Origin of the sequence: Corynebacterium sp. KPL2895, assembly GCF_040225815.1 — a bacterium.
Classification (GTDB): domain Bacteria; phylum Actinomycetota; class Actinomycetes; order Mycobacteriales; family Mycobacteriaceae; genus Corynebacterium; species Corynebacterium rhinophilum.
Map to the genome: position 1 here is coordinate 1 of NZ_JBEHFY010000005.1, position 14,858 is coordinate 14,858.

Consider the following 14,858-nt stretch of genomic DNA (forward strand, 5'->3'; position numbering starts at 1 on the left):
TAGGCCTGCCCTTCGATTTCGGTTTCAACGCCTCAACGCCGTCTTTGCGCCATTTCCGCGCCCAGTCTTTGACGAGCAGGTCTGACGACAGTCCAAACTCGCGGGCAAGATCCATTCTTGTCTCGCCGGCAAGGTAGCGCTCGACAACTTCCTTCTTCACCTCGAAGGGGTAATGCTGCTTAGTCGGTTTCTCCACAAGACATAGCCTGCCACGCAGCACAAACCGACGGTAGAGACTCCGCACGGCGTGTCTGGAGACCCCGAGAGCATTGGCAGCTGCTTTACACCCCATGCCCTGCTCGAAACACTCCACCAACTGCTCGCGCTGATATTCGCTCAACGAACTTCGTACTCTCAAAGAAAACTACTCCCCACTAGTCGGTAACTGATTTCTCAGTCCAACTAATGGGGAGCAGTTCATATCCTCTCGGTGGGCTTTTGTGCTGTCTAGGGACACTGGGGAAGCGGCGGCTGCTGGCCTATGGTGCAGTGTGGGGAAGCGGCGGCAGTGTAGGTAAGATGGAAAAGAAATAAAATCAGCCCGCGCAAAAGGAGACGATGAAGGCGTGACTTCTGCAGACGAAAAGCGAACCGGATACAAACGAGTAATGCTGAAACTCGGCGGCGAAATGTTTGGCGGAGGCAAAGTCGGAATTGACCCGGACGTTGTCGAAAATGTAGCTCGCCAAATCGCTGAAGTAGCTGAGCAGGGGATCGAAATCGCCGTGGTGATCGGCGGCGGCAACTTCTTCCGCGGAGCAGAGCTCTCGCAGCGCGGCATGGATCGCGCCCGCTCTGACTACATGGGAATGCTGGGCACAGTCATGAACTCGTTGGCCCTGCAGGACTTCTTGAAGCAAAAGGGCGTTGATTGCCGTGTGCAAACGTCTATCAACATGGCGCAAATCGCCGAGCCGTACCTGCCGCTGCGCGCTGACCGACACCTAGAGAAGGGCCGCGTGGTTATCTTCGGTGCCGGCATGGGCATGCCGTATTTCTCCACGGACACCACGGCCGCGCAGCGCGCCTTGGAAATTGGCGCCGATGTGCTCTTCTTGGCCAAGGGCGTTGATGGCGTGTACTCCGATGACCCACGCACGAACCCGGATGCGGAGCTCTACACCCAAATTACTCCGCGCGAGGTCATTGAAAAGGGTCTCAAGGTTGCCGATGCAACCGCCTTTAGCCTGTGCATGGACAATGACATGCCGATCTTGGTCTTCAACCTCCTAGAAGAGGGAAATATCGCCCGCGCGGCCAGCGGCCAGGTTATCGGCACGCTGGTGCAGTCCTAATTCTAAAACGACACAGAACCTGCTACCTTTTATACAGCTACCCCTCAACGTTGAAGGATGATTCAGCCTCATGATCGATGACATTCAGCTCGAAGCCGAAGAGCACATGACCGCTTCCGTCGAGCACACCCGCGAGCAGCTGGTGACCATTCGTACCGGACGCGCGAACCCGGCGATGTTCAACGGGCTCATCGCGGAGTACTACGGTGCGCCGACGCCGATTACTCAGATGGCTACCATCTCTGTCCCAGAGCCGCGCATGTTGCTCATCAAGCCATACGAGCAGTCCATGATCCAAGAGATTGAAAACTCCATCCGCAACTCGGATTTGGGCGTTAACCCCACCAACGACGGTCACGTACTGCGTGTGACCGTTCCCCAGCTGACCGAGGAACGCCGTAAGGAAATGGTCAAGCTGGCTAAGAGCAAGGGCGAGGACGGCAAGATCGCAATCCGCAATATTCGCCGCAAGGCCATGGAACAGCTGAAGAAGCTCCAAAAGGATGGCGAAGAGGGCGAGGATGAGGTCCTTGCCGCAGAGAAGGAAATGGAAAAGATTACCGCTGGCTACGTCGAGCAGATTGACAAGCTAGTGGAAAACAAGGAATCCGAATTGATGGAGGTCTAGGACTTTTCCGCTGCCGCCGCGCCCAATCGGCCGGCGGCGCTTTTCTATACGTAGTATTTTTGTATAGGAAATAGACAAGCCCCGCGACGCGCATACAACGCCAAGTGAAAGGAGCCGGTCACGGTGAGTGACGCCTTGAACCGCCGATTGCCGCAGCCGAAAAATGGTCCCGGCCGTGACTTGCCGGCGGCTATTGGAGTAGGCGTGGGGCTCGGCGCCCTCGTCGTCCTCGCCGTCTGGGCTGGCCCCTTGGCTTGGTATGCGGTGGTAGCAGTCGCGGTCGGCGGGGCCATGTGGGAAGTTCTTACCCGCTTGCGGGAGAACTCGTACTATATCCCGCGCACCCTGTTAATCATTTTGGGTCAAGCCATGGTGTGGATTTCCTGGCCGCTTGGCGCGCCCGGCCTCGTGGCCGTATATGTCACAGCAGTCCTCATTTTGATGTTCGGCAGGCTTTTTCATAACGGTCGGCATCGCCCACCCATTAATTACCTGCGGGACATGTCCGTCGGTATCTTCGTGCTGACGTGGATTCCGCTTTTCGCGACCTTTGCAGCCATGCTGTCGCTGATTTCTTCCCCAGTGGCCAGCGGCGCCGCTTCCATCGTAGTCTTTATGTTGTGCGTGGTCGCCTCTGATACGGGTGGCTATATCGTTGGTGTGATGTTCGGCTCGCACCCCATGGCACCGGCCGTGAGCCCGAAGAAGTCCTGGGAGGGCTTTTGCGGCTCCATAGCCTTCGGCGTCATCGTTGGGGCGCTTTCCGTCCACTTCCTCTTGCACCACTCGGCGTGGGTAGGTGCTTTGATGGGCCTTGGCCTTGTTATTTGCGCTTCGCTGGGTGACTTGGTGGAATCGCAATTTAAACGAGAGCTGGGCATTAAGGACATGTCCCACATTCTCCCTGGGCACGGCGGCCTTATGGACCGCCTTGATGGCATGCTGCCCTCTGCCATGGTTACTTGGGTGGCCATTAGTTTTATGGCAAACCTTGCGGTCTAATCCGAGCTGAAACCACCGCGTGTCAAAGGGGGCTGAATATAAAACCGCCGCTTCCCACTGCATTGCTGGAATAACGTTCCGAGGCAGGAGAAAGCGGCGGTAGGGCTATTTAGCCTTGGGCCTGCTTGCGCAATTGGCGGCGCAATTCCAGCATGCGCCACACACCTACAAGCGCCATGATGAGCGCGCCGCCGATGGTGAACATCAAGTAGGCAATGCCCGCCGGGAACTGACCCGACCAGCCGAGGAAGTTCATTGGAACTTCTTGCTGGTTTTGCAGAATGAAGATGATTAATACGATCAGCAAGAGGAAGCCCACGATGAGCGCTGCCCAAGTGCTAGCGGCGAATGAGCCTTGGGCTTTTTGTGGGGCGGAAGCAGGCTCAGTGGTGCCGGTGTCGGTGGAGACTTCCTTGCTTCCGGTTTCGGTCAGAGCGGCATTATCTTCTGCCGCGGTGGCCTTATCATCGGAGGTAGAAAAGTCATCTTCAGGGTATTTCGGATTGGTCATATGTCCATTATTTCTGTAAACCCTTCCAAAATTCCACTTGGCTATAAAATGAGGCGTTCACAATTGGAAAAGTTCCGGTAAACCGTGGAATGATGGGCATCATTATGGCTCAACCAGTAAAACTTAACTTCTCCGCGCCGCGGCGCGGACTGCCACCGAAGCACTTTGCGGATCTCTCTGAAAGCGAGCGCATTGATAAGCTCGCAGAAATCGGTCTACCTAAATTCCGCGCTAAGCAAATAGCTAAGCACTACTACGAGCATCTCACGGACGATGTCGAAGAGATGACGGATATCCCCGCCGGCAAGCGCGAGGAGGTCAAAGACGCCTTCTTCCCTGAGCTCATGAAGCCTATTCGTACGACTTCTACGGATGATGGGGAGACCACTAAGTCCTTGTGGCGCTTGCACGATGGCACCCTTTTGGAGTCTGTCTTGATGCGGTACCCCGGCCGCGCTACCTTGTGCATTTCTTCTCAGGCTGGCTGCGGAATGGCCTGCCCGTTTTGCGCCACCGGCCAGGGCGGGCTAGACCGCAACCTTTCTACCGGCGAAATCGTCGAACAGTTCCGTCATGCAGCCGCGGCGATGGCAGCCGAAGGCGGACGCTTATCCAATGTTGTCTTCATGGGGATGGGCGAGCCGCTGGCAAATTACAAGCGTGTGGTTCAGGCGGTGCGCCAGATTACCGGCCAAGATGGGACGGGCTTTGGGCTCTCGCAGCGCAATGTGACCGTATCCACCGTGGGTTTGGCACCTGCCATTCGCAAGCTTGCGGACGAAGACCTTGCCTGCACGCTTGCAGTGTCGCTGCACACTCCGGATGATGAACTGCGCGATAACTTGGTGCCGGTCAATAATCGTTGGTCCGTTGATGAAGTCCTCGATGCCGCACGGTACTACGCCGATAAATCCGCCCGCCGTGTATCTATCGAGTACGCCCTCATCCGGGATAAGAACGATCAGGATTTCCGCGCCGATATGCTGGGCCGGAAGTTGCACCAGAAACTTGGCTCTAAGGTGCACGTCAACGTGATCCCGCTTAACCCGACTCCGGGTTCAGAGTGGGACGCAGCTCCCAAGGCACGCCTCGATGAATTCGTGCGTCGCGTCCAGGCGCAAGGAGTGCCGTGCACTGTGCGCGATACTAAGGGCGATGAAATCGCTGCAGCCTGTGGCCAGCTTGCCGCCGATGAGCGAGAAGACATGTCGGCCTAAGCCAGAACCGGCAGGTCGCCACAGCCACTTAGGCATAGTTTGAAAAGTGCCTAGGTGGCTTTGTCTTTAGTATTTGCGGGTGTTGGCGTATGCGGGGCAGCACAACTACACGCCCGGCAAACCACAAAACCGCCGGGCCTCCTCGCAATGAGGAAGACTCGGCGGTTTTCGTAGCTAGGATTACAGCGCGTGCTTGCCGGTGCTTACCTCGGCAGCATCGGAGGCAGAGTCAACACGCAGGTGGGATACGCGGGAAGGCTCGATATTCAACGCGCGCAGCTGGGAGTCGGTCAACTCGGTGTAGGCACCGGAAACGGTCTTCTGGTCATAAATCCAGTCACGTTCTTGGTGGTCGGCCGGCTTATTATTAGAGGTGATGGTGCGCACCTGGTTGAGCTTTGGCTCGAAGGTGAAGATGAGCAGGCCCACAACCAGAAGGACGGTTAGGGTGACGAGCCAGACGGTCTCCACGTGGCCCTTGTGGTTACCAAAGTTGAAACCAATCATGAAAATCACGGAGATCCAACCCGCGATTTGCACACCAGAGCGGCTGATGCGGGACCAACCGAAGCCTGCGGATGGAACATCTTCGGTAGAAACACCGTCATAAACCTGCGGTACCGGCTTGTGGGAAGACACTTGCTCTCCTTCGCTATCGCGTGTGTCCATTTATCGAGGGGCACACCAATGCCATTTGACTGCCTACTATTTTAAAACATCGTGGCTGCAAAGGCGATTAAACACCCCCGCCTTCTTGCCCGGCTCCACCCCATAGCAGGGCTACATAAATGACCGCTAGGGTAGAGGGGTGACTACTCAGCGAATACTTATTCTCGGCTCCACCGGCTCTATTGGCACGCAAGCATTAGAAGTAATTGCGGATAACCCCGATAAGTTTGAGGTCGTGGGCATTGCTGCGGGCGGTTCTCATCCGCAGCAGATCATTGAGCAGGCCCGCGCCTTCCACCTTTCGTTTGACCACATTGCCGTGGCCCAACCTGCGGCGGCTGCGGAGGTTTCTGCGGCTTTAGGCGGCACAGTACTTTCTGGCGATGGTGCGGCGGAAGAGCTGGTGCGCTCGGTTCCTGCCGATACCGTGCTCAACGCCCTAGTGGGCTCCCTCGGGCTCAAAGCCACCCTGGCAACGGTGGACATGGGCGAGTACCTCGCACTAGCGAATAAGGAGTCCTTGGTTGCCGGCGGCACTTTGGTCACGAAATCCGCGCGGCCAGGTCAAATCATCCCCGTGGATTCGGAGCACTCTGCGATGGCACAATGCCTGCGCGCGGGCGAAAAAGGCGAGCTGGCCAAGCTCGTTCTCACAGCCTCGGGCGGCCCCTTTCGCGGTCAGTCGCGTGAGCAGATGTGGGACGTTACCCCGCAGCAAGCCGCGCAGCACCCCACGTGGTCCATGGGGCAGATGAATACGCTGAATTCCGCCACCTTGATCAATAAGGGGCTCGAGCTCATCGAGGCGACTCTGCTTTTTGATATTGAGCCAGAGCGCATCGAAGTCACGGTTCACCCGCAGTCGGTCATTCACTCGATGGCCACCTTTAAAGACGGCTGCACTATCGCCCAGGCTTCTCCGCCATCGATGAAGCTGCCCATCTCCCTAGCCTTGAATTGGCCCCAGCGTGTACCGGGGGCGCAGCCGGCCCTCGATTTTTCCCAGGCGCATACGTGGCATTTTGAGCCGCTTGATGATGCCGCCTTTCCCGCCGTATCCCTCGCCCGCGAGGCTGCGGCGAAGGGGACGGGAGTGATTTATAACGCTGCCAATGAAGAGGCCGCGGCGGCCTTTTTGGCCGGGCGTATCCACCTCCCAGAGATTGTTGATGTCGTAGGCGAGATCCTCGGGGAATCTTCCCAGTTTGCTGGTGTAGTCTCTACCCTCGATGAAATCCTCGCCGTAGAAGGTGAGGCTCGCAGGCGTGCGAATGCGCGCATTGACCGTTTAGCTGACTAGAAAGCTTTCTTTAATGGCAAATTTGCTGGGCATTGTGTTGTTCGCCCTTGGCATTGGGCTGACCGTGGCACTCCATGAGGCGGGGCATATGTTTACGGCCCGCGCCTTTGGCATGCGGGTGCGGCGGTATTTTATCGGCTTTGGCCCGCGCATTTTCTCCTTCCGTAAGGGGCATACCGAATACGGTCTCGCCGCGTTTCCGGTGGGTGGATTTTGCGATATCGCCGGGATGACCGCGCAGGATGAATTCCTTACGGAGGAAGAAAAGCCCTATGCGATGTATAAAAAGCCATGGTGGCAGCGCATCATCGTCCTTGCAGGCGGTATTGGGGTCAACCTGATCCTCGGTTTTGTCATCTTGTATTTCGTGGCGATGACGGCTGGGCTACCCAATCCCGATGCCGATGTGCGCCCGCGGGTGGGGGACGTAGTCTGCACCGCAGACCAAAAAGAAAACCAGGAGCTGGAATCGTGCACTGGCAACGGGCCCGCTGGTAAGGCCGGTGTCCAGGAAGGCGATATCATTCTCGCGCTTGATGGCCAGCACCTGGATTCCTTTACGCAATTGCGCGATGAGGTAATGCAACGTCCCGGCGAGACCGTGACGCTTACCGTAGAGCGCGACGGCGCGGAAAAAGACTTCTCCATCGAATTGGAAACGGTCAAGCGCCTGAATCAACAGGGCGAATTGGTGGATGCCGGATCGATCGGGCTGAGCAATGAGGTCCTCGACATCGTCGAGAAGTATTCAGCAACACAGGCGGTTCCTGCAACGTGGCATTTCACCACCTATTCGCTCGAGGCCACGGTGGAGGGAATCAAACAATTCCCCGCTAAGGTACCGGGCGTGGTGGCCTCCATCTTTGGTCACGAGAGGGATGTGAACGGGCCGATGTCCGTAGTCGGTGCGTCGCGGGTTGGTGGCGAACTCGTGGAGCGTTCCCTGTGGGCATCGTTCTTCATGATGCTGGCGACGCTGAATTTCTTCCTCGCTATTTTTAACCTCATTCCGCTGCCGCCCTTTGACGGCGGCCACATCGCGATCATCTTGTATGAGAAGATTCGCGATGGCATTCGCAAATTGATGGGCAAGCAGCCGCTGGGTCCTGCCGATTACACCCGGCTTATGCCCATCACCTATGTCATGGCGGCCCTACTTATGGCGCTGGGCGTAGTGATCATCATCGCGGATGTGGTCAATCCGATCAGACTATTTGGCTAGGTTCGTTAGCCGTTGTGCCCGCCGCGCGGCGTGAGTAGAGTGCCCAACGCTTAGCGCACGTGTACAGCGCGAGCGGGCACTTTAGCGCTTAACCATCTAGTGCTAGAGTGGGGACGTTCAACACTTATTGTGCAATAACATTTAGCAACGAGCCACGAGCTAGAAATAAGGAGCATTCATGTCTAGTCCTATCGGTCTAGGAATTCCTGACGGGCCTCCGCCAGTATTGCACCCGCGCCGGAAAACGCGGCAATTGCACGTAGGCCCAGTGGGCGTTGGTTCTGACTACCCAATTTCGGTGCAGTCGATGACTAATACCAAGACCCACGACATCAATGGCACCCTGCAGCAGATCGCACAGCTTACTGCCTCTGGCTGCGATATCGTGCGCGTGGCCTGCCCTAAGCCGGTGGATGCGGAGGCTCTGCCGACCATCGCCAAGAAATCCCCGATCCCGGTCATTGCGGATATCCACTTCCAGCCCAAGTACATCTTCCAGGCCATCGATGCTGGCTGCGCGGCAATCCGCGTCAACCCCGGCAACATCCGTGAATTTGATGGCCGCGTTAAGGAAGTGGCGAAGGCCGCTGGCGATGCGGGAATCCCCATCCGCATTGGCGTCAATGGCGGTTCGCTGGATAAGCGCCTGTTGGAAAAGTACGGCAAAGCCACCCCAGAGGCGCTCGTGGAGTCCGCTATCTGGGAGGCGGGCCTGTTTGAGGAGCACGGCTTTGGCGATATCGCCATCTCAGTTAAGCACTCTGACCCAGTCCTGATGGTGGAGGCCTACCGCCAGCTGGCCGCGCAGACCGATTACCCACTGCACTTGGGTGTGACGGAAGCGGGCCCGAAGTTCATGGGCACCATTAAGTCTTCCGTTGCTTTCGGCGCCCTTTTGGCAGAGGGCATTGGCGATACGATTCGCGTCTCGCTATCAGCTCCGCCTGAAGAAGAGGTCAAGGTGGGCGATCAAATTCTGCAGTCTTTCAACTTGCGCCCGCGCAAGCTGGAAATCGTGTCTTGCCCGTCGTGCGGCCGCGCGCAGGTGGACGTGTACAAGCTGGCGGAAGAAGTTACCGCCGGCCTCGAGGGCATGGAATTTCCCATCCGCGTTGCCGTCATGGGTTGCGTTGTCAACGGACCTGGTGAGGCCCGTGACGCCGACCTAGGCGTGGCGTCCGGTAACGGCAAGGGCCAAATCTTCGTCAAGGGCGAAGTGGTGCGCACCGTGCCGGAAGACAAGATCGTGGAGACCCTCATTGAAGAGGCAATGCGCATTGCAGATGAGCAAGGTATCGAAGCCGTGGATGGCGCCAAGGCCGATGTTCGCGTGACGCAGTAAGCAGCTTCCTTCCACGCGGTAGTTTTTAAGGACTGCCCTGCACTTCGGTGTGGGGCAGTCCTTTTTGCTGCGTGCGCTGCTAATGTGCCAAAGCATGAAGAAGTTATTCGCACTGGTTGCTACAGTCTCGTTTGCTGCAACTGGTGTGGTTGCTTGTACCCCTAAGCCCGTATCTGCAGAGCCGGTGGCAGAAGAGTTCATTGAAGGCATGGAGAGCCGAAATAACGAGGGCTTGGAGGAGCTTACAGATTCCCCCGATGACGCCACACAGGCCCTCGATGCTACGTACTCGGGTTTGCAGGCAGAGGGTCTCGATATTGAGCTCGAGGGGATAAAGCAGAACGAAACCATGGCCACGGCGGATTATAAGGTCAAATGGGATCTGCCCAAGGAACGCAGCCTGAGCTATACCACGCAGATGACCTTGACCAAGGCCGAAGATGAATGGACGGTGCGGTGGAAGCCCAGCATAATTCACCCGGACTTGGGCGCGCACCAGCACTTGGAGCTGCGCGCCTTGGAAGCTACGCGCGCCAGCGTCGTCTCCTCCAATGGGGTGGAGCTGATGAGTCCTGGGCTGAATTACCGCGTCATCGTGGATACTAGCTCGCTTTCCGATGTCCGCCCCACGGCCTCCAAGGTCAGCAGCGCCCTAGCTGCGGCGCACCGCGAGGACGATTCGATCGCGGAGGTAGACGCCAAGGATCTCGCCGAAAAACTAGAAAAGGCAGATTCTGCCTATTCGGTGGGGCTTTATACAGAAGAACAGGAGTCTGTCATCCGCGCCAAGATGGAGGGGATGGACGGCGTTCGCATTAATGAGGAACCCGCGCTGGTGACCCGGGACCGCGGCCTTGCGCCCGATCTCTTATCTCGCGTGCGTTCGGCCGTCAATGACGAGCTCGACGGCGAGACAGGTTGGTCCATCGCCGTCGTCAATGAAAATGGTGCGGCGCTTTCCGATGTCGAAAAGCATGCGCCAGAGGCCGCTCCCTCAATCAAGGTTGGACTCGATTATGACGTCCAACGCGCGGCCCAAGAAGCGGTGGATCAGCGCTCGGACGCCCAGGCCATGCTGGTAGCAATCCGGCCTTCCAATGGCGATATCCTGGCGGTGGCGCAGACCGAAAAGGCGGACGAAGACGGCGACGTCGCCCTGCAAGGCCAATACCCGCCGGGCTCGGTTTTCAAGATCCTTACCGCCGCTGCAGGTGTGGAAAAGCAAGACCTAACCACGGATACCATCGTTCCGTGCCCCGGCACGATGAATATCTATGGCCGCGTGGTGACCAACTACAACGCGTTTTCGCTCGGCAATGTTCCGTTAAGCCAAGCCTTCGCCCAATCGTGCAACACCACCTTCGCCGATATTTCCACCAAGCTGGCACCCGGTGAATTGAAGGAAACTGGCAAAAAGTTTGGCTTCGGGGTGGATTATGAAATCCCCGGGCTGACCACCACGACCGGCTCGATTCCTGAGGGCAAGGAAGTTCTGGAGCGCACCGAGGCAGGCTACGGTCAGGGCTACGACCTTGCCAGCCCGTTCGGCATGGCTATGGTTTCGGCCTCTGTGGCAGCGGGAAAGACCCCAACGCCCACCCTTATTGAGGGCCGCGAGACCAAGGCCTCGGATAAGTCGAGGCCGATTCCAGACCACGTGCTGAATAACGTGCGCGGCATGATGCGCCAGGTGGTCACCAGCGGTACCGCCCGCGGGATGCAGGCGGGCGGAACGATTTACGGCAAGACCGGTGAGGCCGAGATCAATGAAGGCTCGCACGCGTGGTTTACCGGCTACCGGGAAGAAGACGATATCGCCTTTGCCACGCTCATCGTATTGGGCGGCGGCTCCGAATCCTCGGTAGCCATTACCGATAACTTCCTGCGGAAGCTGGATGATTACCGCTCGCGCCCCAATGATGGCCCGGCCCCCAAGGTCGAGTAAGCAGCGGACACTGACTGGCCACCCCGATACTGCGTGAGCCGGTATGAGGACTACCATGGGCAATTATGAGTACTCGTGGAAAATTGAAGCCAGGTAAACCAACCCCCATCCGGCCGGTGCCAGAAGATATCGAGCGCCCGGAATACGTGTGGAAAGACGAGGTACAAGAGGCCATCGGCGAGCCATTTGTACAGTCCCCCGAAGTGATTGAGAAGATGCGGGAGGCCTGCAAGATTGCGGCCAACGCGCTGAAGGAAGCCGGCAAGGCGGTAAAGCCTGGCGTAACGACGGATGAGGTCGACCGCGTGGCGCACGAGTATATGTGTGACCACGGTGCGTACCCGTCCACCCTGGGATACCGGGGATTTACCAAGGGCACCTGTGTATCGCTTAATGAAATCGTCTGCCACGGCATTCCGGATACCACCGTGATTGAAGAGGGCGACATCGTCAATATCGATGTCACTGCTTATAAGAATGGCGTGCACGGCGATAATAACGCTACCTTCTTGGCCGGTGACGTATCTGAGGAGCACCGACTATTAGTAGAGCGCACCAAAGAGGCCACGATGCGCGGCATTAAGGCCGCAAAGCCGGGCCGTGAGATCAACGTTATCGGCCGCGTTATCGAGTCTTATGCCAAGCGCTTTGGCTACAACGTTGTACGTGATTTCACCGGTCACGGCGTAGGGCCCACCTTCCACAATGGGCTGGTGGTCTTGCACCACGATTCCACCACGTACCGCGATATCTTGGAACCGGGCATGACCTTGACGGTAGAGCCGATGATTAACCTGGGTTCGCTGGATTACGATATTTGGGATGATGACTGGACCGTGCAGAACCGAGACGGTAAGTTCACCGCCCAGTTCGAGCACACCTTGGTCATTACAGAGGATGGCAATGAAATCCTGACCATCCCAGATGAGGATTAACCGCTGCGGCCCTTCTTAAAAGGCCCGAGGCACAGCGAAAGCCGCCTCCTTTTTCACTCGCGTGAATTACTGCGCGAGGGTCGGGGAGGCGGCTTTAGCTATGGGGCCTTTGGGGCTTTAGTCCCACTCGAGACCCAAGATGGCGTTTTCTACGACCTCAGGAAGAGCTGGGTGGATCCAGTACTGCTTGCGGGCAAAGTCGCGCAGGTCGATCTCGTAGGTCATTACGGTAATCAGCTGCTGGATCAGGGTGGAGGACTGCGGGCCCATCAAGTGGGCACCGAGGAGCTGGCCCGTCTTGCGGTCCGCAATCAGCTTGCAAATACCCGTGGTATCTTCCATGGCCCAGCCGTAGGCCACATCGCCGAAGTTCTGAATCTTCACGGTGATATCGAAGCCCTGCTCCCGAGCTTCTTCTTCCTTCAAGCCCACAGTAGCGATCTGTGGGTGGGTGAAGATGGCGGCAGGAACGTTGTCGTGCGGAAGCTCCTGCAGATCCTCTGGGTGGAGCAGGTTGTGCTGGATGGTGCGGGCTTCGGCATTGGCAACGTGCTTGAGCATGTAGGGCGAAGAGACATCGCCAAGCGCCCATACGCCCTCTGCATCCGTGAGGCCATGAGCATCGGTGGAAATGCGGCCATTGTCCAGTAGCTTGATGCCGGCGTTGTCCACATCCATGAGATCGCCGTTCGGCTTGCGGCCAGTGGCGACCAGGATCGCATCTGCCTCGAGGGTATCGCCATTATCGAGCTCGAGCTTCACACCCTTGTCGGTTTCTTCCAGCTTGGTGCCATTAGCAATCCGCACATCAAAACGCTCGCGGGCAAGCTCGTTGAAGCGCGAGGAGAGATCGGAATCGAGGTGGCGCAGCAGGGTTTCGCTGCGGTTGACCACGGTGACCTTGGTGCCGAGGCCATCGAAGACGTGGGCAAACTCCATGGCGATATAGCCGCCGCCTACGATGATCAGGCTTTCTGGTTGGCGGTCCATCCGCATGATGTCTTCGTTGGTGTAGTACTTCACGCCGGAATTGGCGTAGACCTCAGGGATTACCGGGCGGGAGCCAGTAGCGACGACGATCTGGTCGGCGCTGATGACGTGATCGCCGGTCTGGATGGTCTTAGGGCCAACGAAGCGAGCGTGCTCATCGTAGACGGTGATATTTGGGGTCTTGTCACCGCGGCGGTAGTCCTCGCCGCTTTGGGCGATCTGGTCAATGCGGTTGTGGAAGACGCGCTCCACGATGGAGCTCCACTCCACGTTGTTGACCTGGGCATCAATGCCGAGGCGCTCGCCTTCGCGGGCGGCGAGGGCGACATCGGCGGCGTAGACGTACATCTTGGTGGGGATGCAGCCGACGTTCAAGCAGGTGCCACCGAAACGGCCCTTTTCGATGATGGCAATCTTCTTATCGTGAAAGTCGCGGTTAGCAATGGAGTTGCCGGAACCGGTGCCGATGATGATGAGGTCGAAGTGTTCCTCTGTGGCAGGAGTATTTGCTGTATCAATTGTGGTCATATTTGTACCTTAATTCATGTGTCCAATTCGGGTATTTATGCTGGTGTAGGGGCTTCCACGATGGTGGGAAGCCACGCATCGCACGCTGCGAAGGCCTCTTCTAGGGGGTGGGGGAGGGATAAAAAGACATCGTGGCGCGCGCCTTCGATGGAATGCAGCGTGTAGTGCGCGTCGAGCTCTTTTGCCCACCGCCGGGTCTGGGCGACATCGATGATGCAATCCGCATGATTGACCGCATCGCAGTACGGAGTTCCCAATAGGGAGCGGGTAGATTGCAGCGTCAATACGGGGACTCCGGTGTTAATACGGCCGCTGTGAATGGCATCGAAACCGTGGAATACGGCGGCCAACCATCCGATATATTTTTTATGCCCGGCTAGGGGTTTCATGCTGAGGTCATAGTCCCACTCGCCGTAGTAATCACTGTGCACCGATTCGCCGTAGGCAGTGAGGTTGCCCCCAAACAAGGCGGTCTTGGGTGCAATTTTGGCGGTGGAATATATGACAGGCTTCAGCGCGGAGACTGCCCAACCGGGAACGCCCATCATGTCGAGCCAAGGGCTATTGAGAATCAGCCCCTTAAGGCGGGAGAACCGCTCCGGATCATGGCGGCGTAAAAAGTCCATCCATAGCGGCGCAATCAGGCCACCGGTGGAGTGGGCCATAACGATTACCTTGTCATTCGCAATGGCATCGAGGGCCACGGAAAGATCCGCGTTGTATAAGAACAAATCTGAAACGTAGTGCCAGGACTGGCCCGGGCGATGCGAGCGGCCGCATTTGCGCAGATCGACCGCATAAAAGTCATAGCCTTGCGCCGCAAAGTGTTCTGCAACGTGTGAGTGAAAGAAGTAGTCAGTCATCCCGTGCAGCCACACCAGGGCCGGGCGGGAAGGCGATGAAGAATCGGCAGAGCCCGCCGCCCCGGAGCCTTCGCTTGATCCTGGTGCGTAATGGACGAGGGTGGTGACAACGTCCCCCTCGCCATCGGGATCGGGGCCAAGGTCGAGGGTGGCTGATTGAAAATCGGGGCCGAGGATATCGGGCCCCCATGACGGAGTTGCTGTAGCCATGACACGAGTCTAGTCAACTCTAGGGGTTCGCTACGGTAGCTGCGTGACCTGCCATTACTTCCACTCAATGTGAAGTGTATTACACGGCGTCCTATAATGTGGCGGCCAGGGTGGGGGAGAAAAACCAATCGAGTGGAGAAAAGCGTAAGGTAAGGCGTTAATGCGTGACACATCGGCAGGTTGGCTGTGCAAAACAGTCGC

The 14,858-nt window shown here is 57.5% G+C and carries 14 protein-coding genes; 9 read left to right on the forward strand and 5 right to left on the reverse strand.

What is annotated here, in order from left to right:
- Positions 1-340, reverse strand: a 340-nt coding sequence (locus ABRP95_RS12070) for a helix-turn-helix domain-containing protein (protein WP_502880348.1), incomplete at its 3' end; no start/stop codon positions are given.
- Positions 341-608: 268 nt separating this feature from the next.
- Here ABRP95_RS12070 and pyrH point away from each other — a divergent pair.
- From pyrH to ABRP95_RS03120, 3 genes are all read left to right on the forward strand, one after another.
- Positions 609-1,295 carry a UMP kinase gene (gene pyrH, locus ABRP95_RS03110; RefSeq protein WP_284769800.1) on the forward strand — a complete coding sequence of 229 codons (687 nt, stop codon included), beginning with the start codon at positions 609-611 and terminating at the stop codon, positions 1,293-1,295.
- Positions 1,296-1,365: 70 nt separating this feature from the next.
- Entirely contained in the window at positions 1,366-1,923 is a 558-nt protein-coding gene (gene frr / locus ABRP95_RS03115; protein ID WP_284769595.1) for a ribosome recycling factor, read from the forward strand.
- 123 nt (positions 1,924-2,046) lie between these two features.
- Positions 2,047-2,925 (forward strand): phosphatidate cytidylyltransferase, encoded by an 879-nt coding sequence (locus ABRP95_RS03120; protein ID WP_284769596.1) that lies wholly within the window; start codon positions 2,047-2,049, stop codon positions 2,923-2,925.
- 109 nt (positions 2,926-3,034) lie between these two features.
- On the opposite strand, the gene ABRP95_RS03125 is transcribed toward ABRP95_RS03120, so the two are convergent.
- A complete protein-coding gene (locus ABRP95_RS03125; RefSeq protein WP_284769597.1) occupies positions 3,035-3,436 on the reverse strand; it encodes a LapA family protein in 402 nt (133 codons plus the stop codon).
- Between the two features lie 104 nt (positions 3,437-3,540).
- Between ABRP95_RS03125 and rlmN the strand changes: the two genes are divergently transcribed.
- Positions 3,541-4,653 carry a dual-specificity RNA methyltransferase RlmN gene (gene rlmN, locus ABRP95_RS03130; RefSeq protein WP_284769598.1) on the forward strand — a complete coding sequence of 371 codons (1,113 nt, stop codon included), beginning with the start codon at positions 3,541-3,543 and terminating at the stop codon, positions 4,651-4,653.
- Between the two features lie 180 nt (positions 4,654-4,833).
- On the opposite strand, the gene ABRP95_RS03135 is transcribed toward rlmN, so the two are convergent.
- Positions 4,834-5,322: a DUF2631 domain-containing protein gene (locus ABRP95_RS03135; RefSeq protein ID WP_284769599.1), complete on the reverse strand. Its 489-nt coding sequence runs from the start codon at positions 5,320-5,322 to the stop codon at positions 4,834-4,836.
- A 139-nt stretch (positions 5,323-5,461) separates the two neighbouring features.
- On the opposite strand from ABRP95_RS03135, the gene dxr reads away from it, so the two are divergent.
- From dxr to map, 5 genes are all read left to right on the forward strand, one after another.
- Positions 5,462-6,622 (forward strand): 1-deoxy-D-xylulose-5-phosphate reductoisomerase, encoded by a 1,161-nt coding sequence (gene dxr / locus ABRP95_RS03140; protein WP_284769600.1) that lies wholly within the window; start codon positions 5,462-5,464, stop codon positions 6,620-6,622.
- 13 nt (positions 6,623-6,635) lie between these two features.
- On the forward strand, positions 6,636-7,844 hold the full coding sequence (locus ABRP95_RS03145) for a M50 family metallopeptidase (protein WP_284769601.1): 1,209 nt from the start codon (positions 6,636-6,638) through the stop codon (positions 7,842-7,844).
- Between the two features lie 178 nt (positions 7,845-8,022).
- Positions 8,023-9,186: a flavodoxin-dependent (E)-4-hydroxy-3-methylbut-2-enyl-diphosphate synthase gene (ispG, locus tag ABRP95_RS03150; protein ID WP_284851985.1), complete on the forward strand. Its 1,164-nt coding sequence runs from the start codon at positions 8,023-8,025 to the stop codon at positions 9,184-9,186.
- 94 nt (positions 9,187-9,280) lie between these two features.
- Positions 9,281-11,131 carry a penicillin-binding transpeptidase domain-containing protein gene (locus ABRP95_RS03155; protein WP_349838937.1) on the forward strand — a complete coding sequence of 617 codons (1,851 nt, stop codon included), beginning with the start codon at positions 9,281-9,283 and terminating at the stop codon, positions 11,129-11,131.
- Between the two features lie 65 nt (positions 11,132-11,196).
- Positions 11,197-12,066: a type I methionyl aminopeptidase gene (gene map, locus ABRP95_RS03160; protein WP_349838938.1), complete on the forward strand. Its 870-nt coding sequence runs from the start codon at positions 11,197-11,199 to the stop codon at positions 12,064-12,066.
- A gap of 117 nt (positions 12,067-12,183) precedes the next feature.
- On the opposite strand, the gene mtr is transcribed toward map, so the two are convergent.
- The gene (gene mtr / locus ABRP95_RS03165) at positions 12,184-13,584 is read right to left on the reverse strand and encodes a mycothione reductase (protein WP_349838939.1); all 1,401 of its coding nucleotides are present in this window, start codon (positions 13,582-13,584) and stop codon (positions 12,184-12,186) included.
- Between the two features lie 35 nt (positions 13,585-13,619).
- On the reverse strand, positions 13,620-14,657 hold the full coding sequence (locus ABRP95_RS03170) for an alpha/beta hydrolase (RefSeq protein ID WP_284853281.1): 1,038 nt from the start codon (positions 14,655-14,657) through the stop codon (positions 13,620-13,622).
- Positions 14,658-14,858: the final 201 nt, after the last annotated feature.

What these genes read in the sequence shown, in the direction of transcription:
- ABRP95_RS03125 (WP_284769597.1), bottom strand. Translation starts at nt 3,436, where the DNA reads ATGACCAATCCGAAATACCCTGAAGATGACTTTTCTACCTCCGATGAT.
- map (WP_349838938.1), top strand. Translation starts at nt 11,197, where the DNA reads ATGAGTACTCGTGGAAAATTGAAGCCAGGTAAACCAACCCCCATCCGG.
- ABRP95_RS03145 (WP_284769601.1), top strand. Translation starts at nt 6,636, where the DNA reads ATGGCAAATTTGCTGGGCATTGTGTTGTTCGCCCTTGGCATTGGGCTG.
- frr (WP_284769595.1), top strand. Translation starts at nt 1,366, where the DNA reads ATGATCGATGACATTCAGCTCGAAGCCGAAGAGCACATGACCGCTTCC.
- ABRP95_RS03135 (WP_284769599.1), bottom strand. Translation starts at nt 5,322, where the DNA reads ATGGACACACGCGATAGCGAAGGAGAGCAAGTGTCTTCCCACAAGCCG.
- ABRP95_RS03155 (WP_349838937.1), top strand. Translation starts at nt 9,281, where the DNA reads ATGAAGAAGTTATTCGCACTGGTTGCTACAGTCTCGTTTGCTGCAACT.
- rlmN (WP_284769598.1), top strand. Translation starts at nt 3,541, where the DNA reads ATGGCTCAACCAGTAAAACTTAACTTCTCCGCGCCGCGGCGCGGACTG.
- pyrH (WP_284769800.1), top strand. Translation starts at nt 609, where the DNA reads ATGCTGAAACTCGGCGGCGAAATGTTTGGCGGAGGCAAAGTCGGAATT.
- mtr (WP_349838939.1), bottom strand. Translation starts at nt 13,584, where the DNA reads ATGACCACAATTGATACAGCAAATACTCCTGCCACAGAGGAACACTTC.
- ABRP95_RS03170 (WP_284853281.1), bottom strand. Translation starts at nt 14,657, where the DNA reads ATGGCTACAGCAACTCCGTCATGGGGGCCCGATATCCTCGGCCCCGAT.
- ispG (WP_284851985.1), top strand. Translation starts at nt 8,023, where the DNA reads ATGTCTAGTCCTATCGGTCTAGGAATTCCTGACGGGCCTCCGCCAGTA.